We start from the raw sequence: 23,845 nt of genomic DNA on the forward strand, positions 1-23,845 counted from the left end.
AGAAATGAATAAGAATATATTAATATATCTAGCGATCATCTTTGTCCTAGTAGGATGTGATGACCTGATAGAGCCTGCGATCGAAAACAACCGTGGGCTGGAAGAGGGATTCAATGAGCCTCGGTTTGCTCATGGTTTGCTTCAAAACGGCTATGGACGGATACCCACCATTGGCAATGACCTGAGTGACATGGCTACTGACAATGCCGTTTCCAATGACCAAGATGATAATTTCTATGCTTTGGGGACAGGCCAGTGGGCAGCCAACAACAACCCAATGGAGCAATGGTCTAATTCTAGAGCGGCCATCCAATACCTCAACTTGATGTTGGAAACGGTGGATTCTGTGAAATTCTCTGAGACGCCTGTCGTCAATGAGATGTTTCAGGATCGGATCACGGGCGAAATCTATGGGCTTAGAGCTTTGTTTATGTACTATTTGCTTCAAGCACATGGAGGCATGAGCAATGGAGGTGAACTCTTAGGTGTACCTATTGTTTTGGAATCTAAAAATTTGTCTTCAGAGTTTAATGTGCCTAGAGCTACTTTCGAGCAGTGTATGCAGCAGTTCTACGCTGATTCTGAGGCAGCTTTAGCTTTGTTGCCGGATGACTATACCAATATTGGTGATGAGTCCCTAATTCCAGAGAAGTACGTGGCAGAAGGAGCAGGAGTACCAGACTATGAAAGAGTGTTTGGGGATGATGCCCGACTGTTGATCTCTGGACGAATCGTTCGTGCGGTGCGTGCACAAGCGGCACTCATGGCGACTAGTCCTGCATTCAGTGCCAATAACAGTACGACGTGGGCGGATGCGGCTGCTTATGCAGCAGAAGTCATTGATCTAAATGGTGGAGTGGCTGGTTTAGCAGCTGATGGAGTGACTTGGTTTGATGATGTCAGCATCTCAGACGTAGGAGGGGGAGTCAACCCTGATGAAATACTATGGAGAACCAGTATTGCAGATGTGAACAGCGATTTGGAAGCAGACAACTACCCCCCAACTTTGTTTGGAAATGGACTTGTCAATCCTACCCAAAACCTGGTAGATGCTTTTCCTATGGACAATGGATACCCAATCACGGATCCTTCGAGCGGTTTTGATCCATCGGATCCTTATACCGGCAGAGACCCGAGGTTGCGCCAGTTCATCATTGTGAATGGAGATACTTTTGGTGCTAGTGGAGGTGTCGTTAATACAGCTGTTGACGGTGATACCAATGACGGCTTAAACCAAAGTGAAAATGCTACTCGGACAGGTTATTATTTGCGCAAACTGCTCAGAAGTGATGTGAATTTGGATCCAAATGCGACCAATGGACAAGCGCACCTGGATCCTCATATTCGCTATACAGAAATTTACCTCATCTATGCAGAAGCAGCCAACGAAGCATTTGGGCCTACCGGTACAGGAGGCAACGCTTACTCTGCAGTAGATGTGATCTCGGCGATTCGCCAAAGAGCAGGATTGGGTACAGCAGGAACTGACCCTTACCTGACACTGGCTCAAGGTAGTACCGAAGATATGCGCGAATTGATCAAGAACGAAAGAAGATTAGAGTTATGCTTTGAAGGTTTCCGTTTTTGGGATTTGCGTAGATGGGAAGAGGACTTGACAGAGGCTGCACTAGGTGTACGAATCGAAAATGGAAATCACCAAATTATTTCTGTAGAAAATAGGGTGTTCGATGATTATATGATCTATGGTCCGGTGCCTTTCAATGAAATGCTCAAGTATGGTGCTTTAGAGCAAAATATGGGATGGTAATTCAATAAAAGAAAAGAATTATGAAAAAGATATTTTTAATATTATTTAGTACTGCACTGGTTGGATTGACCTCTTGTCACAACAAGGACTGGGAGTTTAATGACTTTGAGTATCAGTCGGTATATTTTTCCTATCAATATCCTGTCAGGACTATTGTATTAGGGGATGATATATTTGATACGACACTAGACAATGAGTGGAAATGCAAGATCATGGCCACCACAGGTGGTGTATATAGTAACCCGCATGATGTGACTGTAGATATCTCTGTTGATAATAATTATGCACAGGATCTACAATTCGATAATGGTACAGATCTGTTGATCATGCCAACTACCTATTATTCTCTTTCTGATGATCAAATCGTCATCAAGAAAGGGGAGTTGACAGGTGGAGTTGAGGTGCAATTGACAGAGGCTTTCTTTGCTGATCCGGAGGCGATTCGAAACACCTACGTGATCCCTGTGCAAATGTCCAATGTGACCGCAGCTGATTCTATTCTATCAGGTGTTCCTCAGGTAGAAAACCCAAGACCAGCTGTAGCGGGTGATTGGAGTGTACAGCCCAAAGATTTCATCTTGTATGCGATCAAGTACATCAATCCATGGCATGGATACTACCTAAGGAGAGGTGTTGATGAAGTCACCAAAGATGGTGTCAACACTACAGAAGTTCGTCATCAGCAGTATGTTGAGGATGATGCGGTATGGCAATTGACTACTCGCTCGATGACCGAAGTTCATTTTCCTTTGGATTATCAGAATAAGGAAGGACAGAATCTTAATCTGGAAATGAACCTGACTGTGGATGATGATCTTAACATCACTGTGTCTGCGTTGAATGATACATATCAGGTCAATGACTCTGTAAGAGTATATAATTTTGTGGCAACAGGCACTGGACAGTTCGTAGAGGATGGTGAAGTTAAAAGCTGGGGTGATCAGGATCGAGATGGTTTGTATCTAAACTACGAAGTTGGGTATGATGTAGAGATTGATTATCAGGATGCAGGTGTAATAGATACGGAGACTGTGCACTATAGTACTATAGATACTTTGGTCATCAGAAATCGTGGTGTGGACATAGAACTTTTTACGCCAATAGTGAATTAATGTGCAAACTTTGAAAATGAAGGACATGAAAAATATATATAAAATGGTATGGATGCTTGCGCTAATTGTTGGCGCAACATCCTGTGCCGATTATACTGATTTGGCCTATGTTGTCGAAAAGCCTGTTAGTGTGGAGCAACAAGAAGCAATCAATGCTTATAATGAACTGACAGCTTACAAAGTTGAGGGGTTACTATTGGGTACAAAAGTTGACTTGTCCAACTATATGGGGCAAGGTGTCAACTCTCGCTTGGTCAACAGCAACTTTACCGAAATAGAGGCAGTCGGCATTAGTCATGGTACGATTGTGCAGGCAGATGGTAGCTCTGTAACTACAGATCTAGAGAGTTTCGTAGAAACGTCTACCGGAGTAGGTTTGTCAGTTCATGGGGGTGGTTTGGTTGCTAATAACAATCAAAATTCGACCTATCTGAATGCAACTATAGCACCAACTATCATCCCTGCTTCTGGAGGCCCTGAATGGGAAGAACAAGTAAATCTGGATTTTGAAACAGATGATGCTACTGGCTATCAAAGTAACGATGCAACTGCTGCAGCTTTGTCTTTTACTGCGGATGGAGAAGGTGCAGGTGGAAGTGGTCGAGCGCTAGTTGTCACAAATTCGGCTGTTCGTGAGAATGATTGGGAGTCGCAATTATTTGTGACTTTTGAGACGCCAACAGAAGAAGGAGATGTGTATCGTCTAAGGATGGATGTACGGGCGGATGCTGCCGCTACTATGGCGACTCAAGCCCAAACAGCACCAGGGGGGTATAAGCATTGGGATTTCTTTGGGGCTATTAATGCTACTACCGAATGGACTTCAATTGAAGTAGAGATCACGGTTACAGCCGAAACTTCTGAATGTAATACCATTGCTTTAAATCTAGGTAATACGGCTACCAGCTATTACTTTGACAATATAGTTGTAGATAAATTCAATGAAGAGGGTGGTGGAGGCCCTACTTGGGATTTGTTGTCTGGAAACGATTTTGAAACAGACGATGCTTCTAACTATCAAAGCAACGATGAGGCTGCTGCGGCTTTGTCTTTTACAGCTAGTGGAGAAGGAGCGGAAGGAAGTGGTAGAGCTTTGGTTGTGACCAACTCAGCGGTTCGAGAAAACGATTGGGAGTCTCAATTGTTTTTTAACTTCGGTATTCCTACAGAAGAAGGACAGCAGTTGCAATTGACCATGGATGTCCGTGCTGATGCAGCAGCTACTATGGCGACTCAGGCGCAGACGGCACCAGGAGCTTACAAACACTGGGATTTTTTCGGGGCTATCAATGCTACTACAGAGTGGACTTCTGTCAATGTTCAAATTACAATTTCTGCAGAGACCTCGGAGTGTAATACTATAGCTTTCAATTTGGGTAGTACTGCCACAAGCTACTACTTTGACAACATAGAGGTAAGGTGGTACAACGAAGAAGGTGGTGGTGAGCAAGTCATTGAGTTAACTCCAGAGGAAAAGAATGATACTTTGAGTTACGCGATGGAGACATACATCGCAGCAGTGATGGAAGTCTCCAAGGAAAACGTAATGGCCTGGGATGTCCTCAGCAACCCAATGGATAATGCCAACCCGAGTGAGCTGAAAAGCGGAGGAGAAGAAGTGCCAGCTGGAGAGTTCTATTGGCAAGACTATCTGGGCAAGGACTATGCTGTGAAGGCATTTAACTGGGCCAGAGAATATGGCAATGAAGGTGACAAGCTGTTTATCACTGAAAGCAACATGGCTTCTAATCTTGACAAGTGTCAGGGCTTGATCGATTATGTTGCTTACATCGAAGAGCAGGGTGCTACGGTAGATGGTATTAGCGCACAAATGAATATCTCAGTGACCTCTAACAAGGAGAGCATTGTAGAAATGCTACAGATGCTGGCAGAGACAGGAAAGCTGGTCAGAATCTCTGATCTCTCCGTTGGTCTCGGTGATGCAGAAGTAAGTTATGAGCTGATGATGGAACAGGCTGATATGTACAAATACGTTTTGGATATGTACGCCGAGCATGTGCCTGCAGCCCAGCGCTATGGTGTAAGTGTTTCAAGAGCGTTTGATACAGATGCTGTACAGGGGCTGTGGTATTCGGACTTGGATAGAAAACCTGCCTATTCAGCTTTTGCTGATGGGTTGGAAGGGATGTAATAGAATAGTAATTCATATTTAGTTTTTTAATCCATGGCTGCATGCGCTTATCTACTGATTAGTGTATGCAGTTTGTGGGTTGATTTTATTAATCAAAAAAATCACAGTATAAAAACCGTTATTTACGAAATCTGATTTTGTTTGATATGATTTGAGGTATTCAAAAGGATTCAATGACTATTTCATCTGTGTTGCTAATTAGATCATGCGTGTAAATGCTGTGTACAATATGCAGGTTTAAATCTTCCAATATGTATTATCGTTTAGTTGTTATTTTTATATTCATTTTATGTGGATATGGGTTTAGGATCATAGCCATGCCAGATGATGCGACTCCACCACTTCAGGTGAATGGCCGCTACCTACAAGACCCGTGCGGCAATCAGGTTTTGCTACATGGTGTAGCCATGACTCCCAGTCCCTGGTTCAACGGGTGCGCCCAGGGAGACTGTCGTTGGGAAAATTATGATGTCCAAGGATGTCTGGATTACAATACCGCAGTGATGGATAAATTTACCAACGCGGAGGAAGGGTGGCATCTCAACTATGTGCGTCTGCATATTGATCCCTATTGGAGCAATACACCTGGCCAAGCTACAGAGGGTGAAAATGATATTTCTGCCTTTGATTTTGATCGCTTTGTTTCGTCAGTGGACAATGTCATCGTACCCCTGATCCAACATGCCCAATCCCGAGGTATGTACGTCATCTTACGTCCACCCGGCGTATGCCCACATGAAATAGCTGTAGGGGATGCATATCATGATTACCTCAAAACGGTATGGAGACATTTGGCAGACCATCCTGATCTACGTAATGCAGACAATGTCATGTTCGAATTGGCCAACGAGCCAGTTCACATCAAAGGTACCAATGGAGAATATGGTAGCAACACCCAGTCACATTTCGATGCACTCAAGTTGTTCTTTCAGCCAATAGTGGATATGGTCAGAGAGAAAGGTGCCAATAATGTCCTTTGGATTCCTGGTTCAGGCTACCAGTCGCACTACAAGGGCTTTGCCAACAACCCGATAGAAGGTGACAACATCGCCTATGCCGTACACATCTACCCGGGCTATTGGGGACAGGACAACAATGACCCAACTATTTTTAGAGACAACTGGAATGAAAACATTAAGCCTGTGGCAGATTTTGCCCCCATTGCCATTACCGAGATTGATTGGGCTCCGGAAGAATATCCCGTCTGGGGCAAAGGCGGTGTGACGGGAACCGCTGGAGAATGGGGCTTTGGTGCCAACTTCAAAGCACTGGCAGATGAATCGGGCAATGTAAGCTGGAATCTACTGTCCCCAGAAAACTTGATTGATAGTGGCTATGTAGACAGAGGGATCGCGTATAATGAGGATCCGGAGGCTTGTGCTCTACCTGTCTACAATTGGTTTCAAGAGTATGCCGCAGAAGAGCCTGATCGCTGTGATCGCTACCATGATGCCGTATATGAAATCGAGCTAGGGGCTGATGCTTCTCAAGTAGTCGAGTTGGCGAATGGTCAGGATGCGAATGGTGCCGCTCTTGTTCCTGCCCAAAGAAACAATAGTAACAGTCAACGCTGGCGAGCTCAGATAGACGAAGAGGGGTATTGGAGTTTTGTCTCTATGTCCAGTGAATCAGATAGAGTGATCGTATTGCAAGGTGCTGAGACGAGCGTGGGTACAGCTTTGGTCCTCGGTGAGGGGGGAGGTGATCATGCGCTATGGGAGCTAACTGATCTGGGAGATGGACTGGTACAGTTCAGAACCAAAGCAGCAGCTCTGTCTGATGGTACGGAGAGCTGGGGAGTAGAAGATTGTAATTTGGATGGTTCTAGGGCTTTGCAGGTTCAAGAGTTCGTAGATGGGGCTTGCCAAACATTCCGATTGAATTTAAAGGAAACTTTCTATCCCTACATACCTACTGATTATAGTGATGAAATCTATGAAATTGAATTTAGGTCCAATGCGCTAAAAGTGCTGAGTGTAAAACAGGAAAACGGTACATACAAGGTATATCCCGAGAGCAGAAAAGCCGCAGATAACCAACGTTGGCGTGTGATTAGTACAGATGAGTACTGGCAGTTTATCCCTCTGTCTAGCTATTCTGGCAGACCTTTGGCCTTGGAGGGTGGCAGCATTGAGGCCGGTAGTCATATGACTCTAGGGGAGGATGCCGATGCTCCTACTTCTTATTGGAAAGTGGTGGATCTGGGTAATGGGTATCATCAGATTATTTCCAAAGCCGCAATAGAAGAATATAGAGGGGTAGATGTAGAAAACTGTGACATGAGTGGCGATAGTCCCGTTCAGTTGACTGAATACAGCGGAGAATTGTGTCAACAATTTCGATTACACTATATCAAGGATTATGACCCGGAGGAGTATGTCTTGGATGCTGAGCAAGGGATGAATAGTTTGAATATATATCCTAACCCAATTACATCAGGTACGGAGCTTCTCATTACAAGTGAGGTGGGCATAGCCTCTGTCACTGTGCTCAATATGAATGGACAAGAAGTGTACATTCGAACAGATATGTCAACTCGAAAATGGAAAGATGTATTGAACCTGAAAGCAGGAGTTTACATCCTGAAACTAGCAACATCTGAGGGAATGCAAACCCAAAAACTAATAGTGAGATAATAAGATTTAAACTAACACGGATTATGAAAAAACTAACACTGACCGTATTGAGCGTTTGTTTCAGCTACATGTTGATCCATGCCCAAAACTATGAAAATCTGGCACCAGAAGAATTTGATCAGTATCAAGCTGATATTTCACATGGTGATATTGATACGATCACTTACGAATCCAAGACTGTTGGGAATACACGCAGGGCTTTGGTTTATACACCTCCTGGCTATTCTAAGAAGAAAAAATACCCAGTACTCTATCTGTTGCATGGAATCGGTGGAGACGAATGGGAATGGTACAAGAATGGTACGCCACAAATCATTCTAGACAATCTCTATGCAGAAGGGAAACTGGAACCAATGATCGTGATATTGCCCAATGGTCGTGCGATGAAGGATGATCGTGCAGTGGGTAATGTTTTCGATAGCCTGAAGGTACAAGCCTTTTCTACCTTCGAAAAAGATTTGCTCAATGATCTGATCCCCTATGTTCATAAGAATTATAAAGTCTACAAGGATCGGGAACACCGCGCAGTGGCAGGTCTGTCCATGGGTGGTGGACAATCACTCAATTTTGGATTGGGAAACATAGATCAATTTGCATGGGTTGGAGGCTTTTCTTCTGCCCCAAACACCAAAGCACCCTCAGAGCTGTTGCCAGAACCAGAGAAAGCCAAAAGTTTGAATCTACTATGGATCTCATGTGGAGATACCGATGGTTTGATGCCTTTCAGCAAGCGTACGAGTGACTATCTAAACAGACACAAGGTTCCTCATATTTTTTATATCGAGCCAGGCGGACATGATTTTAAGGTTTGGAAAAATGACCTTTACAAGTTTTCTCAGTTATTATTCAAACCGTTAGATAAAAGTAAGTTCAATCGATACAGTGTTTTGGGAATGCCTGCCGAAACCAACATTGGGTCGAATACTTACCCACAAGTATTGCCGGATCATAGAGTGATATTTAAAACAAAGGCGTCTGATGCCAAGAATGTTCAAATCGATTTGGGAAAAAAATATGATATGATCAAGGACGAAGAGGGGTTTTGGTCAGTGACGACTGACTCTATCGGGCCGGGCTTTCATTATTACTCGCTTTTGATTGACGGAGTAGCTGTTGCAGACCCTGCTAGCGAGACCTTCTATGGTATGGGTAGGATGGCTAGTGGGATAGAAGTTCCATTTGCTGGAGGAGACTATTATGCTTTGAAGGATGTGCCTCATGGAGAAATCCGCAGGAAGAAGTATTTCTCTCCCGTGACCAGGAGCTGGAGGGAAATGTATGTTTATACCCCTTCGGGATATGATGAGTCAGAGGAAGATTACCCTGTTCTCTATATTCTGCACGGGGGTGGTGAAGACGAGCGAGGATGGGCCATGCAAGGCAAGACAGATTTGATCCTCGACAACCTGATCGCTGAAGGAAAAGCCAAACCGATGTTGGTAGTGATGCCGGATGCCAATATGCCGGGCAGAGATTTTGACGAAGCTGCATTGAAACAATTCGAAGCAGAATTGAAGCAAGTGATCGTTCCTTTGGTGGAGGAAGAATTTCGAGCAGTACCCGATACTGAGGGACGCGCCATGGCAGGCTTGTCTATGGGCGGTATCCATACGCTTTATAGCGGTGTTCAGAACACGGATTTTTTCTCTAGCCTGGGCGTTTTTAGCTCAGGATGGATTCAGGGCATGCAGGAGGAATTGGCCAATTCGCAATATGAATTCATGAAAGAAAATAGTGATCAAATCAATGGCAATCTGAAGAACTTCTGGATTGCCATGGGCGGTCAAGAAGACATCGCTTATGACAATTGTCAGGTGATGATGAAAGAATTTGATCAGATCGGAATACAGTACAAATACTACGAATACCCAGGGGGACATACCTGGCCTGTTTGGAGAGATAATTTATACCGTTTTATGCAATTACTGTTTTGACTAGGTTGACCGTATTTATTGAAGGTCATATGGAAGTTGGAGTAGTATTGAAATTCTTGGTTAACTAGTTGAACTATTTGGTTCGCTTGCTTACTTGAGGTATTTCATTGCTCATGTGTTTGGAAGGTTGATTGGTTCTAACCTAGAATGTGACAGGCAAATGGCTGTTAATACCATTCTATTGTCAAAAACTAAATCAATATGTAACTAACAAATATTTATATGCTATGAAAAATGTAAGACTATTACTATTCATTTTAATGATCGGGTTATTGCCTTCGGCTTTGAAGGCCTGGCCCGGAATGCCTTTGCCACCACTTCATGTGGATGGAAGAAATCTTGTCGACAATTGTGGGAATAATGTAAGCCTTCATGGGGTCGCTATTACACCCAGCCCTTGGTTCAATGGATGCCAGTATGGCTCTACTTCTCAGTACTGCACTTGGGACAACTATGATGTACAGGGTTGTCTGAATTACAACAATGCAGTGATGGATCGTTTGACAGATACCTCCGACGGGTGGTACTTGAATTATATCCGTTTGCATATTGATCCCTATTGGACCAATACGCCCGGATCACCAATTCCAGAGAACGACATCTCGCGATTCGATTTCAATCGTTTGGTGACCTACACCGATCAGGTGATCGTACCTCTGATTAATCATGCGGCGCAGAGAGGCTTGTACGTGGTACTACGGCCTCCTGGGGTTTGCCCTGAGCATATTGCGGTAGGGGATGCCTATCACAATTACCTAATCCAGGTGTGGACCTATTTGTCTCAGCACCCGGCTTTGAAGAATGCAGATCATGTGATGTTCGAATTGGCGAATGAGCCAGTTCAGATTTTAGGAACGAATGGCAACTGGGGATCTACGGGCAATGAGCATTTTGCTGCTTTAAAAAATTTCTTTCAGCCCATCGTGAATCTGATCCGAAACAATGGAGCTAACAATATGCTTTGGATTCCTGGTACAGGTTGGCAGTCACACTATCAGGGCTATGTTAACTATCCGATTACTGGAGGAGACATCGGCTATGCTGTACACATTTATCCAGGGTACTGGGGAGGTGTGCGCAATTACTCCGATTTCCAGGCTGGTTGGGATACCAATGTAAAGCCTATCGCAGATATTGCACCTATTATAGTGACAGAGACTGATTGGGCACCTGCAGGCTATGGAACCTTTGGGACCGCGACTACTGGAACAGCCGGAGGCAATGGCTTTGGAGCCAATCTTAATAATATCCTCTACAATTCCGGGAACGTGTCTTGGAATGTACTGGCACCGGACAACCTGCTGGATCACGGTGATCCCAATGGAGCAACTGCCTATGGAGGAGATTGGCAGGCCTGTGCAGCTCCTGTGAAGCATTGGTTCAGGGAGTTTGGTGAGAATAATTATATGCTGCCACAGTCTTGTTCCAACCCTAATCCAAATCCAGTGGCGTTGGTCAATAATGGTATCTATGAAATCGAATTTTCTAACGATGCTAACTTGGTATTGGACCTGCAATATGGTGATGATTCGAATGGAGCAGTGCTGAGACCTTTTGGACGTAATGGTGCGATTGCCCAGCAGTGGATTGCCATCGATGCAGGCAACGGCAATTGGAGATTCATATCTGCGGCGAGTAGCTCTGATAGATGTGTAGACCTGGCGAGTGCATCTACCTCTAATGGTACCGATATCCGACTATGGGACAACTATGGCAACACAGCCCAGGCCTGGACGGTACAAGATGCAGGTAACGGCTACTATCGTATCCTATCCTCTATCGATAATAACAAAGGCTGGGATGTGCCGAACTGTGTGATGGACGGATCAGAGTCTATGCAGCTTTGGGATCACTACGGTACAGGATGTCAGCTCTTCAAATTCAACTATCTGGGATCGAGCGCTCGTCGCATTGATCAGCAGACGGAATCACTTCAGAAATCTCTGTCGGTGTATCCTAATCCGACCATCAACGGTAATCTGAATATCTCATTAGGTACAGAGGAGGATTTTGATCTGAAAATCTTCAGCATCGATGGCAAACAAATACTGGTAGAAAGGCTGGCAGGAGCCATGACGCATCAGTTGCAGACTAACTTGCCTAAGGGGATCTATATCTTAAAGGTGAGTGGTCAAGGGTTTGAAGATTCACAGCGTATTGTGGTTCAATAATTCTCTGATCGAAAATACAAATGAAAGGGGCATGCATTTGCCCCTTTTAAACTTTCTTATATCCGAAGGGGTATTTAAGTCGAAAAAGGTCTTTCACTTAGATAGACGTAAACTGATTATGGAATGACATCAAATAAATTTACTCTTGCTGAGAAGCAAAATAATGTATCAAGATATAGTGCAAATCCAGTTTTAAGGCATCTTTTGACCCTAGACTATAATCGAATAACTACTTTGAGTTATTCTGCACTACTATTCATTTTAATACCTTTTTTTTCCCAAGCACAAAAAATCACATCTTTCAAGGACGGGATCGGGGACAAATTTTATACGGGCGCAGCGCTCAATGTCCCTCAGACGATAGTAGGTAATGACACCACTATTCAAAATATTATTACAGAACATTTCAATGCTATTGTATCCGGCAATACGATGAAAAGCGGCTGGCTTCAGCGCAAAAAGGGAGAGTTTAACTTCAATTGGGCAGATGCCTTCGTGGATTTTGGAGAGCAAAATGACATGTTCATTACAGGGCATACCTTGGTTTGGCATTCGCAGGCACCCAAATGGTTTTTTACTGATGATGATGGCAATCAAGTGTCCAGAGAAGAAATGATTCGTCGAATGAGAGATCATATCTATACAGTGGTTGGTCGATACAAAGGTCGTATTGATACCTGGGATGTGGTCAACGAAGCGATAGAAGATGACGGGTCTTGGCGCGAGAGTAAATTCTACAAAATCATTGGAGAAGACTTTATCAAACTGGCCTTCCAGTTTGCCCACGAGGCAGACCCTGAGGCTGAGCTCTACTACAATGACTATTCCATGAGTAACCCGGGCCGCAGAGCTGGGGTAGTGGCCATGGTCAAGAGTTTACAAGAAGCAGGGATTCCGATTCATGGCATTGGCATGCAGGGGCACTTGGGGCTGGATTATCCCTCATTAGATGAATTTGAGAAGAGTATTTTGGCTTTTTCAGAATTGGGATTGAAGGTGAGTATCACAGAACTGGACATAACTGTTCTTCCATCGCCGTGGGGTGATATGGGTGCGGATGTTTCGACCAATGTCAGCTATGAGGAAAGAATGAATCCATATCCGGACGGTTTGCCAAAAAAAGTACAGAAGAAATTCGACCAGCGATACCTGGACCTGTACAAGCTGTTTTTGAAGCATGAAGACAAAATAGACCGAGTAACACTGTGGGGGGTGACCGACGACCATTCATGGAAAAACAATTGGCCAATCAAAGGACGTACCGATTACCCTTTGCTCTTTGATAGAGAAAACCAACCCAAAGCTGTAGTACAAGAGATCATTGACTTATATCAGAAATAATAGAAAAGAAAAATATGAAAGTGAAGAGAGGGAGGTGTATTCTCGGTGCAATGGCTATGTTGCTACTGGGGCAGTTGAATGCTCAAAACCCATTGATACAGGATCAGTTTACCGCTGATCCTTCTGCACGTGTGTTTGGTGATAAGGTATATGTGTTTCCATCCCATGATATTCTGGCCGAAGAGGGCAAGGGGCGTGTAGGTTGGTTTTGTATGGAAGACTATCATGTGTTTTCATCTGCTGACCTGACCAATTGGACAGATCATGGCATGATCGTAAGTCAGGAGAATGTAGCCTGGGCTGATCCTAAAGGCTATAGCATGTGGGCTCCCGATTGCATCGAGCGAAATGGTAAATATTACTTTTACTTCCCCACAAAGAAAAAGGATGCGGCTGAAGGTGAGGGTGGTTTTACAGTAGGTGTGGCGGTAGCCGATTCACCAGAGGGCCCTTATGCTCCAGAAAAAAAACCGATTGAAGGTATCAAAGGAATAGACCCGAATGTGTTCATAGACGATGACGGTCAGGCCTATCTCTACTGGTCGAGAAGCCAAATCTATGGTGCCCCGCTCAAGGAAAACATGCTGGAGCTGGCAGCTGAACCTACTGTTTTGGGAGACCTTCCTCAAAAGGGACACAAAGAAGGGCCTTATATGATCAAGAAAAACGGAACCTACTACTTGACTTATCCGCATGTGGAGAATAAAACGGAGCGTTTGGAATATGCGACGGGTGATTCTCCCTTGGGACCATTTACCGTGCAGGGCGTGATCATGGATGAGTCGCCTACAGGTTGCTGGACCAATCATCATTCTATCATCAATTACAAAGGACAGTACTTGCTGTTCTACCATCACAATGAACTTTCACCCCAATTTGACAAGAGCCGTTCAATCATGGCGGATAGCTTGTTTTTTGAACCTGATGGAAAGATCAGAAAAGTAACGCCTACTCTTAGAGGTATTGGCAATACTATAGCTAGTGATAAAATACAGATCGATAGGTATTCTAGCAAAAGTGAGGATGCCAGTACCAGCTTCAACGATTCCACGGATACTTTTCAGGGTTGGTATTTGAACTTGTCTGGTAAAGGGGCTTGGGTGCAGTACAACAGTGTCGATTTTTCGAAAACACTGAAGGCTGTTCAGATCAAAGCACATAGCAGCAAGGGTGCTGTTTTAGAAATTAGAACCACTTCAGATGCGCTATTGGCTATTGTCAAAGTTTCTGGTGATGGTGATTGGCAGCAAGTCGAAGAAGGATTAGAAACAACAACCTCCGGATTGCAAAATTTGAAGTTGGTTTTGAAAAAAGGGGACTTGAAAGTGGATTGGGTTCGCTTTGAATAACAAAACAGTTGAAATATGAGAAATGGTATCTCTTTACTGGTCATTTTTTTGACCAGTATTTTTGGGTTTTTGTCTTGTGCGGATCGACAAAGTCAGGATACAGTTGAATTGAAGCTGTGGTATGACGAGCCTGCAGAGCGCTGGGTAGAAGCCTTGCCTGTGGGCAATGGTCGCTTAGGGGCAATGGTTTATGGACGACCCGGGCAGGAATTGATCCAGCTCAATGAAAATACCATCTATGCAGGAGGCCCCCACCGCAATGGTAATCCCGCGGCAAAGGAATCTTTGAATCGTGTACGTGAGCTTATATTCGAAGAGCAATACGAAGAAGCCCAGCAGCTCATTAATCAAACTTTCTTTAGTGGGGAAAATGGAATGCCCTATCAGACTGCCGGTAATTTAAGGTTGGATTTTGGCGATGATGAAGCTTATCAGAACTACTACCGCGAACTTGATTTGGATAGGGCAATCACAACAACGAGATACACCAAAAATGGAATTGGGTATCAAACTCAGGTCTTTTCGTCCTATCCTGATCAGGTGATGGCAGTACAGTTATCGGCGAACCAAGCTGACGAGTTGAGTTTTTCGGCCAATCTGGATCGACCCGGGGAGTTTGATGTGTCAACATTGGGTAGCAATGGTCTTGTACTTTCTGCCCGTGGCAGTGACCATGAGGGTGTTCAAGGACAAGTGAATTTTGAGCTCCAAATACAAATCGAAGCAGATGGAGGCACGGTAAAGACTGATCATCAAAAAATCGAAGTGGAAAAGGCCAATGCGGCCACCATTTACATATCCATAGCTTCCAACTTTGAACGCTACGATGACCTAAATGGAGATGCTTCAGAAAAAGCGGCGAAATCTCTGCAAGCCGCAGTTGAAAAAGGCTTTGACCAATTATTGCTAGATCATATTGCTGACTATCAGAAGCTATTTCGTCGGGTAACATTGGATTTGGGCAATACGGATTCTGCATACAATACTACAGATCAAAGAATCGTCGATTTTTCCAGTGGAAATGACCCACAGCTTGCTGCCCTTTATTTCCAGTTTGGGCGATATTTATTGATCTCCTCCTCCAGACCTGGTGGTCAGCCAGCTAATCTGCAAGGGATCTGGAACGACCAACTAAAGCCAGCATGGGACAGCAAGTACACGATCAATATCAATACGGAGATGAACTATTGGCCTTCTGAAATCACCAATCTCCCGACCTTGAATGAACCTTTGGTGGAGATGGTGAAGGATTTGTCCTACACCGGAAGGAAGACGGCCCAAGACATGTATGGAGCCAGAGGTTGGGTAGCTCATCACAATACGGATATTTGGCGGATAACGGGTCCTGTTGATGGAGCATTTTGGGGTATGTGGCCGATGGGAGGTGCCTGGTTGTCACAGCATTTGTTCGACAAGTACGATTATTCGGGTGACAGAGCTTTCTTAACGTCTGTCTATCCGGTGGTGAGAGAGGCTTGCCTTTTCTATCTGGACTTTATGGTCAAAGACCCGGACAAGGGGTGGCAAGTCATCGTGCCATCAATATCTCCGGAAAACGCTCCCTATTCAGATCATAGAGCATCGGTATCAGCAGGCACCACCATGGACAACCAGTTGATATTTGATTTGTTTAGCCGCACGGCGCAGGCAGCCGATATTTTAGGCACAGACAAGGCATTGGTTGTTGAGTTGAACAAGAGGCTTGAGGAGCTGCCCCCGATGCAAATAGGGAAATGGGGACAGCTACAAGAATGGATGTATGACTGGGACAATCCAGAAGATCATCACCGTCATGTGTCTCATTTATATGGTTTATACCCATCTAACCAGATTTCACCCTATAAGACTCCTAAACTCTTTGACGCAGCGAGGACTTCACTGGTAGCCAGAGGAGATGAATCGACGGGTTGGTCGATGGGCTGGAAAGTGAATTTATGGGCTCGTCTTTTGGATGGAAACCATGCGATGAAACTCATCAAAGATCAATTGAGACCATCGGTACAAGCCCAGGGCGAGCAAGGAGGAACTTACCCTAATCTCTTCGATGCACATCCACCATTTCAGATCGATGGCAATTTTGGTTGTACCGCAGGGATAGCAGAGATGCTATTGCAGAGTCATGACGGTGCTTTGCATGTTTTGCCAGCCTTACCAGACGATTGGAGTCAAGGTGAAGTAAGAGGTTTAAGAGCTAGAGGTGGTTTTGAAGTGGATATCAAGTGGGAAAGCAGTTTAGCGAAAGAAGTTAAAATTACTTCTCAATTGGGAGGGGGCTGCCGAGTTAGATCTTATTATCCGCTCGTTGGGGATGGACTAGAAGAAGCGACAGGTAAGAACAGCAACCCTTTTTACCAGCAACCTAATATCAAAAAACCTTTGATTGCTAAGGAGGCCAACTTTAAAGGTTTGGAATTGAAGAAGATATATGAATACGACCTGACAACTGAGCCAGGTAAAACCTACAATTTAAAAGCAGCTAAATGAAATCTATAAGACTTGTTCTCATTCTCTTGTTTATTACGTCTCTTGTCGGTGCCCAAGATCGAGCAATAAATCCTTTGATACATGCCGATGTGCCTGATGTATCTATGATACGAGTGGGAGAAACGTATTACATGAGTAGTACTACCATGCATATGAGTCCTGGTGTACCTATCATGAAATCAACGGACCTGGTCAATTGGGAACTCGTTAGCTACGCCTACGATACACTGGCGGACATAGATGCTACCAATCTCGAAAATGGAGAGAATATGTATGGAAGAGGCTCATGGGCCAGTTGTTTGCGACATGTAGATGGACTTTATTACCTATCTACTTTTTCAGCCACTGCTGGCAAAACCTTCATTTTTTCGACTTCAGATATTGATAATGAGCCATGGAGGCGGCATTCGTTCAAACCTTCTTTGCATGACAATTCCTTCTTTATCGACGATGATGGTAAGATGTATCTAATTTGGGGAGGAGGGGAATTGAAGATAGCAGAAATCAAACCTGATCTAAGCGGTGTGGTGCCGGGCACGGAAAGAGTTCTGATTGAAAATGCACATGCACCGATCAAAGATCCGATCATGCTCCCTGCTGAAGGATCGCAGCTTTTTAAGGTCGATGGCAAATATTACCTCTTCAACATTGCCTGGCCCAAAGGAGGTGTGAGAACCGTTATCATTCATAGAGCTGATAAAATCACGGATCCATGGGAAGGAAGGGTTGCACTCCAAGACAAAGGAGTGGCTCAGGGAGGTTTGATTGATACACCAGATGGACGATGGTTTTCATTCTTATTTAGGGACAATGGAGCCGTAGGGCGTATTCCTTATTTGGTACCAGTCGAGTGGAAAGAAGGCTGGCCAGTATTGGGAGAAAACGGCAAGGTTCCTATGGAATTGGACTTGCCAGCAAATAAGAGTTTGATCCCCGGTATAGTAGCTTCTGATGACTTCAAGCGAAAGAAAGGAGAAGCAGATCTGCCATTGGTTTGGCAATGGAACCACAATCCGGACAATGACAATTGGAAGATCAATGGAAAGAAGGGATACCTAAGCTTGACCACAGGTCGTGTTGATCAGGATATATTGAATTCCCGCAACATATTAACGCAGCGGACCATTGGCCCTGTTTGTACGGGTAGTACGGCTATCGATGTGTCCAAAATGAAGGAAGGGGATCGCAGCGGACTTATCTTTCTACAGAAAAAATACGGTTGGGTAGGCGTCAAATACGAAAAGGGACAAAAGTACCTGGTGATGGAAGGTGTATTCGGTGAGTTGCCGGAAGAGAAAGAACGAGTGAAACTCGATCAGGATCAAGTGTATCTAAAGGCGATTGCCAACTTTCGCGACAGAAAAGACGAAGCGCAGTTTTTCTACAGTTTGGATGGGAAAAACTGGAAGCCAATAGGAGGGACTTTGAAAATGGCCTACACCCTACCGCATTTTATGGGCTACCGATTCGGGTTGTTCAATTATGCGACTAAAGAAAAAGGAGGGGTAGTCAACTTCGATTATTTCCAAATCTCAGATCAGATAGACAAATGAAAATAATAATGAAAACAAAATGGGTTTTGATCTTGATGCTGTTCAATAGCGGATTTTTGGCTGCTCAAGATCCAAACTTCTACATCTTTCTGGCATTTGGTCAGTCCAACATGGAAGGTCATGCAAGGTATGAAGCCCAGGATACCCTTGTCAACGAGAGGTTTCAGGTGATGTCAGCGGTGGATTGTCCGGAATTCGGTCGAACCATGGGAGAATGGTACCCTGCCCGATCGCCACTGTGCCGCTGCAAAACGGGCTTGACCCCTACGGATTATTTCGGACGTACTTTGATCAAAAACCTTCCGGATAGCATCAAAGTTGGGGTGATCAATGTCTCAGTGGGTGGTTGCAAAATTGAGTTTTTCGACAAGGAAAACTACAGCAGTTACATTGCTGAGTCGCCGGATTGGCTCAAGAATATGGCCAAAGAATATGACAACAACCCCTACGGTCGATTGGTCGAGATGGCTCAACTGGCCCAAAAAGACGGGGTGATCAAAGGCATTTTGCTTCATCAGGGAGAATCCAATACTGGGGATAAAAGTTGGCCTGGCAAGGTGAGGGACGTTTATGACAACCTACTATCGGAGCTGAACCTGGATCCAAAAGAAACACCACTATTGGCTGGCGAAATGGTAAGTGCAGAGCAAGGAGGTAAATGCGCGAGCATGAACGCCATCGTTGGTACTCTGCCAGAGTTGATCCCAAATGCACACATTATTTCTTCCGAAGACTGTGAGGCAGTAGAGGATGGCCTTCATTTTTCGGCAGAAGGGTATCGAAAACTGGGCAGGCGGTATGCGTATCAAATGCTCTTGTTACTAGACTGAAATAAATTATTGAATACAAAAATTAATAAATAGATGAATCAAGTGAAAGTTAGAATATTGGCGGCTTGTCTGGTGCTATGCTCCATGACAGCCATGGGTGGAACAGGAGACAAACAAGGCAAACTAGCCAGCCCGGTGTTTTCTAAAGTAGAATATGTAGGGAATGACAAGGTTTACAATGAAAATCCATTGGAATCTGGTGAGTTTTATAATCCTATTTTGCAGGGCTGCTACCCTGACCCGGCGATTACCAGAAAGGGAGATGATTATTACATGGTGGTTTCATCCTTTGCGATGTTTCCCGGAGTACCGATTTTTCATTCCAATGATTTGGTCAACTGGACTCAGTTGGGGCATGTGTTGGATCGTACATCGCAGTTAGATGTTCATGATACTGGTATCAGTATGGGGGTATACGCACCTGGGATCACTTACAATGAAAATAACGATACGTTTTATATGATCACCACTGCATTTGCAGGGAGTACAAAACTGCCAGGTACTTTGGGGAATTTCGTCGTGAAAACCAAAGATCCGAAAGAGGGATGGAGCGACCCCTACAAGCTGGATTTTGCGGGGATCGATCCTTCGATTTTCTTCGATGATGATGGCAAGGCTTATGTCGTGCACAATGATGCTCCTGATCCAGGGAAGGAACTCTACGGTGGTCATCGTGTGATCAAGGTTTGGGAATACGATGTGGAAAAGGACCAGATCATCAAAGGCACGGATCAAATCATCGTCAATGGTGGTGTTGATTTGGCCAAGAAACCCATCTGGATCGAAGCACCGCACATTTACAAGAAAAACGGGAAGTACTACTTGATGTGCGCAGAAGGTGGTACAGGAGACTGGCATAGCGAAGTAGTATTTATTAGCGATAGCCCCAAAGGTCCATACGTGCCAGCTCCTAGTAACCCGATCTTGACGCAAAGACATTTCCCAAAGGACAGAAAAAACAACGTGGATTGGGCGGGGCATGCCGATTTGGTATTAGGGCCTGATGGGAAATATTATGGCGTATTCTTGGGTATTCGTCCCAATGAAGAAGGCCGGGTAAATACGGGGCGTGAGACTTTCATCCTACCTGTAGACTGGTCTGGTACGTTCCCGGTATTCGAGAATGGTTTGGTGCCAATGGAACCTACATTGGCTATGCCTGCCGGAGTAGAGAACAAAACAGGAAAGGATGGTTTTTTCCCTAATGGAAATTTTACTTATACCGAAGATTTTACTTCTGATCAACTGGACTACAGATGGATTGGATTGAGAGGTCCGAGAGAGGAATTTATTTCTACAGGAAAAAAAGGTCTGTCCATTGATCCATTTGATACCAACATCAAAGAGCTCAAGCCTACATCAACCTTGTTTCACAGACAAATGCACAAGGCTTTCACTTTTACAACAGAGATGAAGTACAAGCCTCAGTCAGAGAAGGATTTGGCTGGACTTACTTGTTACCAAAATGAAGGCTCGAATTATGTATTTGGTGTGACCAAAAAAGGTGGAAATTATATGCTGGTTTTGGAGCGTACAGAGACCAAAGGCAGAAGGAGAGATCGTGAGACTAGCTCTAAGGTTATTGCCAGTACGAGTATTGATTTGAAAAAATCGATACAACTCAAGGTAAGTGCTGAAGGAGACGATTATACATTCAGTTATGCGCTGGATGGTGAAGATTTTCAAGACCTGGGTGCAGCAGTCTCTGGAGATATACTGTCTACCAATGTAGCTGGTGGATTTACAGGTGCCATGATTGGTTTGTATGCCACATCAGGCAACACTACTCTGCCCTAATCGGTAGTTCTCAACCTGAAAAAATTGGAGGGTTCTGGACTTATGTTCGTGACCCTCCTTTGTTCGTTAATCTGCATTGATTAAAACATGATGAAAAGACTAAACTACGCTACTCTATTTGTTCTCCTATCAGCCGTATTATGGGCTGGTGCCTGTCAGGAAAGCAAACCTGATTATCAAAATCCAGACCTGAGTTTTGATGAACGTGCCGACGATCTCATTTCTCGAATGACCCTCGAGGAAAAAGCGGCACTGATGTGCGATATTTCTGAGGCTATACCCAGATTGGGTATTAAAAAGTTTAATTGGTGGAGTGAAGCACTTCATGGTTATGCGAATAATGACAATGTCACAGTTTTTCCAGAACCGATAGGGATGGCGGCCTCTTTTGATGATGAGTTGCTCTATCATATATTCGATGCAGTATCAGACGAAGGGCGTGCCAAGTACAACGAGTGGATCGCTGCGGGAAATGAAAATAAGCGTTTTCTGAGCTTGTCGGTATGGACGCCAAATGTGAACATCTTTCGTGATCCCAGATGGGGCAGAGGTCAGGAAACCTATGGCGAAGATCCCTTCCTCACTTCTCGTATGGGGGTGCAAGTGGTCAAGGGGCTTCAGGGGCCTGAAGATGCCAAGTACCGCAAGCTACTCGCTTGCGCTAAGCACTATGCGGTGCATTCTGGACCAGAATGGAGCCGTCATGAACTGAACCTGGACAATGTAGACCCAAGAGATTTATGGGAAACCTATCTGCCAGCCTTCAAGGCACTAGTACAAGAAGCAGACGTACGGCAGGTGATGTGCGCTTATCAAAGATTAGATGGTGAACCCTGCTGTGGTAGTGATCACCTGCTCCAAACCACACTGAGAGAAGAGTGGGATTATGAGCATCTGGTCGTGGGCGACTGTGGTGCGGTTCAGGATTTTTATACCACGCACAATGTCTCACCGGACGCCGTTCATGCAGCGGCCAAAGCAGTGCTAGCTGGTACGGATGTCGAGTGTCAGTGGGACAAGCATAACTACAAGCTGATTCCGCAAGCCGTAGAACAAGGACTACTAAAAGAAGAAGAGATCGATGTGCGTTTGAAACGTGTGTTGATGGGGCGATTCGAATTAGGGGAAATGGATCCTGACGAGTTGGTGCCTTACACGCAAATACCTCCTTCTATCTTAAATAGTGAAGCACACAGACATCTCGCGCTGGAGATGGCACAAAAATCTATGACCTTGCTTCAGAATAAAAATGACATTTTACCGCTAAGTAAATCGATCAATCAGTTAGCTGTCATTGGCCCTAATGCGGACAATGAACCGATGCTGTGGGGTAACTATAACGGAACACCTGTCCGTACCATTACCATACTGGATGGCATCAAATCCAAACTGGCAGAAGGGGCTGTGATGCATGATCAGGCAGTCGACCTTGTAGAAGACAAAGTCACAGTCAGTTATTTTTCTCAAATCCAATTTGAAGGGAAGCAGGGATTCAAGGCCACCTACTGGAACAATCCTGACCGTACAGGCGAGGCTGTAATCAGTAAGCAGATCACCAACCCAATGAAACTGACCACTGCTGGTCAGCACGAATTTGCGTCAGGAGTGAAATTGGAAGGCTTCTCTGGGAAGTATGAGACCACATTTACACCATCAGTTTCTGAAGAAATTGTTTTCAAGTGTGGAGCTACAGGCGCTTTTGAACTTGTGGTTAACGATTCGACCCTATTCAGCTCCCACAACTGGAGAACATTGCCAGGAAGGGTTTCTTATACTGTGGAAGCGGGTAAAGCGTATAATATAGAAATCCGTTATGCTCAGCTCAACAATTGGCAGGCCAATTTGGAGTTTGACTTTGGACGTGAAGTAGATATAGATTTTGCACAGTTGATCAACAAGCTGAAGGGCACAGAAGTAGTGGTTTTCGTGGGTGGTTTGTCCACTTTGCTGGAAGGCGAGGAGATGCCTGTTTCTTATCCGGGATTTAAAGGAGGAGATAGAACCAATATTGAACTTCCTTCCGTTCAGCGTAGATGTCTAAAGGCACTCAAAGATGCTGGTAAGACGGTCATTTTTGTTAACTGCTCGGGATCGGCCATGGCGCTTACACCTGAGACCGAAAGCTGCGATGCGATTCTACAGGCCTGGTATGCAGGTGAATCAGGCGGTCAAGCGGTGGCTGATGTGTTGTTCGGAGATTATAATCCATCAGGCAAACTGCCGGTGACTTTCTACAAGCACTCGGATCAGTTAGGTGATATCGAAGATTACGACATGCAAGGCAAGACTTATCGCTTCATGGATGATGCCTTGTTTCCATTTGGCTATGGTTTAAGCTACACCCAATTTGAAATCGGCAGTGCTCAGCTGGGCCGTGAAAGCATTAATGCTGGGGAAAGCCTTCAAATCAATGTGCCGATTAAGAACACAGGTGATCGTGAAGGGACTGAGATTTTTCAGGTCTATGTAAGGAAAAAAGGCGATGAGGATGGCCCGTTGAAGACGCTGAGAGGCTTTGAACGTGTCGGCTTGGAGGCTGGCAAAGAGACGAAGTTAGAAATAGAGCTGGATGCTTCTGCATTTGAGTTTTATAATAGATCAACCGAGAAAATGGATGTAATGCCTGGAACCTATCAGTTGTTTTATGGCAACAGTTCGGACCAAGCAGATTTGAAAGTAGTGGAGGTTGAACTTATTTAATCCATGGCTACAAGAGAG

Annotated in this window: 13 protein-coding genes; all 13 read left to right on the forward strand. The window is 44.7% G+C overall.

Translation table 11 applies throughout. From position 1 onward, the window contains the following. Positions 1–4: 4 nt before the first annotated feature. Positions 5–1,768 (forward strand): RagB/SusD family nutrient uptake outer membrane protein, encoded by a 1,764-nt coding sequence (locus BGP76_RS03770; RefSeq protein ID WP_119844320.1) that lies wholly within the window; start codon positions 5–7, stop codon positions 1,766–1,768. Between the two features lie 20 nt (positions 1,769–1,788). Next, on the forward strand, positions 1,789–2,880 hold the full coding sequence (locus BGP76_RS03775; RefSeq protein ID WP_073119186.1) for a DUF5627 domain-containing protein: 1,092 nt from the start codon (positions 1,789–1,791) through the stop codon (positions 2,878–2,880). A gap of 25 nt (positions 2,881–2,905) precedes the next feature. Next, positions 2,906–5,032: an endo-1,4-beta-xylanase gene (locus BGP76_RS03780; RefSeq protein ID WP_158584032.1), complete on the forward strand. Its 2,127-nt coding sequence runs from the start codon at positions 2,906–2,908 to the stop codon at positions 5,030–5,032. 251 nt (positions 5,033–5,283) lie between these two features. Next, a complete protein-coding gene (locus BGP76_RS03785) occupies positions 5,284–7,668 on the forward strand; it encodes a cellulase family glycosylhydrolase (RefSeq protein WP_158584034.1) in 2,385 nt (794 codons plus the stop codon). A gap of 23 nt (positions 7,669–7,691) precedes the next feature. Further along, the gene (locus tag BGP76_RS03790) at positions 7,692–9,602 is read left to right on the forward strand and encodes an alpha/beta hydrolase-fold protein (RefSeq protein WP_119843652.1); all 1,911 of its coding nucleotides are present in this window, start codon (positions 7,692–7,694) and stop codon (positions 9,600–9,602) included. Positions 9,603–9,829: 227 nt separating this feature from the next. Then, entirely contained in the window at positions 9,830–11,773 is a 1,944-nt protein-coding gene (locus BGP76_RS03795) for an RICIN domain-containing protein (RefSeq protein ID WP_119843653.1), read from the forward strand. Positions 11,774–11,896: 123 nt separating this feature from the next. Continuing rightward, positions 11,897–13,114, forward strand: coding sequence for an endo-1,4-beta-xylanase (locus BGP76_RS03800; protein WP_084190306.1), 1,218 nt, complete (start codon positions 11,897–11,899; stop codon positions 13,112–13,114). A gap of 14 nt (positions 13,115–13,128) precedes the next feature. Next, positions 13,129–14,463 (forward strand): family 43 glycosylhydrolase, encoded by a 1,335-nt coding sequence (locus tag BGP76_RS03805; protein WP_119843654.1) that lies wholly within the window; start codon positions 13,129–13,131, stop codon positions 14,461–14,463. Positions 14,464–14,478: 15 nt separating this feature from the next. Further along, entirely contained in the window at positions 14,479–16,947 is a 2,469-nt protein-coding gene (locus BGP76_RS03810; protein ID WP_119843655.1) for a glycoside hydrolase N-terminal domain-containing protein, read from the forward strand. Continuing rightward, positions 16,944–18,500: a glycoside hydrolase 43 family protein gene (locus BGP76_RS03815; RefSeq protein ID WP_119843656.1), complete on the forward strand. Its 1,557-nt coding sequence runs from the start codon at positions 16,944–16,946 to the stop codon at positions 18,498–18,500. Before BGP76_RS03810 ends, BGP76_RS03815 begins: the two co-directional genes overlap by 4 nt. An 8-nt stretch (positions 18,501–18,508) precedes the next feature. Continuing rightward, positions 18,509–19,330 (forward strand): sialate O-acetylesterase, encoded by an 822-nt coding sequence (locus tag BGP76_RS03820; RefSeq protein WP_119844321.1) that lies wholly within the window; start codon positions 18,509–18,511, stop codon positions 19,328–19,330. 33 nt (positions 19,331–19,363) lie between these two features. Further along, a complete protein-coding gene (locus tag BGP76_RS03825) occupies positions 19,364–21,127 on the forward strand; it encodes a glycoside hydrolase family 43 protein (protein WP_119843657.1) in 1,764 nt (587 codons plus the stop codon). 87 nt (positions 21,128–21,214) lie between these two features. After that, entirely contained in the window at positions 21,215–23,827 is a 2,613-nt protein-coding gene (gene xyl3A, locus BGP76_RS03830) for a xylan 1,4-beta-xylosidase (protein ID WP_221409840.1), read from the forward strand. The last annotated feature ends 18 nt before the right edge of the window (positions 23,828–23,845 follow it).

It is taken from the genome of Reichenbachiella sp. MSK19-1 (genome assembly GCF_003590315.1).
Lineage (GTDB): Bacteria > Bacteroidota > Bacteroidia > Cytophagales > Cyclobacteriaceae > Reichenbachiella > Reichenbachiella agariperforans.

Coding starts and splice junctions, on each gene's coding strand:
- BGP76_RS03770 (WP_119844320.1), top strand. CDS start 5: ATGAATAAGAATATATTAATATATCTAGCGATCATCTTTGTCCTAGTA.
- BGP76_RS03775 (WP_073119186.1), top strand. CDS start 1,789: ATGAAAAAGATATTTTTAATATTATTTAGTACTGCACTGGTTGGATTG.
- BGP76_RS03780 (WP_158584032.1), top strand. CDS start 2,906: ATGAAAAATATATATAAAATGGTATGGATGCTTGCGCTAATTGTTGGC.
- BGP76_RS03785 (WP_158584034.1), top strand. CDS start 5,284: ATGTATTATCGTTTAGTTGTTATTTTTATATTCATTTTATGTGGATAT.
- BGP76_RS03790 (WP_119843652.1), top strand. CDS start 7,692: ATGAAAAAACTAACACTGACCGTATTGAGCGTTTGTTTCAGCTACATG.
- BGP76_RS03795 (WP_119843653.1), top strand. CDS start 9,830: ATGAAAAATGTAAGACTATTACTATTCATTTTAATGATCGGGTTATTG.
- BGP76_RS03800 (WP_084190306.1), top strand. CDS start 11,897: ATGACATCAAATAAATTTACTCTTGCTGAGAAGCAAAATAATGTATCA.
- BGP76_RS03805 (WP_119843654.1), top strand. CDS start 13,129: ATGAAAGTGAAGAGAGGGAGGTGTATTCTCGGTGCAATGGCTATGTTG.
- BGP76_RS03810 (WP_119843655.1), top strand. CDS start 14,479: ATGAGAAATGGTATCTCTTTACTGGTCATTTTTTTGACCAGTATTTTT.
- BGP76_RS03815 (WP_119843656.1), top strand. CDS start 16,944: ATGAAATCTATAAGACTTGTTCTCATTCTCTTGTTTATTACGTCTCTT.
- BGP76_RS03820 (WP_119844321.1), top strand. CDS start 18,509: ATGAAAACAAAATGGGTTTTGATCTTGATGCTGTTCAATAGCGGATTT.
- BGP76_RS03825 (WP_119843657.1), top strand. CDS start 19,364: ATGAATCAAGTGAAAGTTAGAATATTGGCGGCTTGTCTGGTGCTATGC.
- xyl3A (WP_221409840.1), top strand. CDS start 21,215: ATGATGAAAAGACTAAACTACGCTACTCTATTTGTTCTCCTATCAGCC.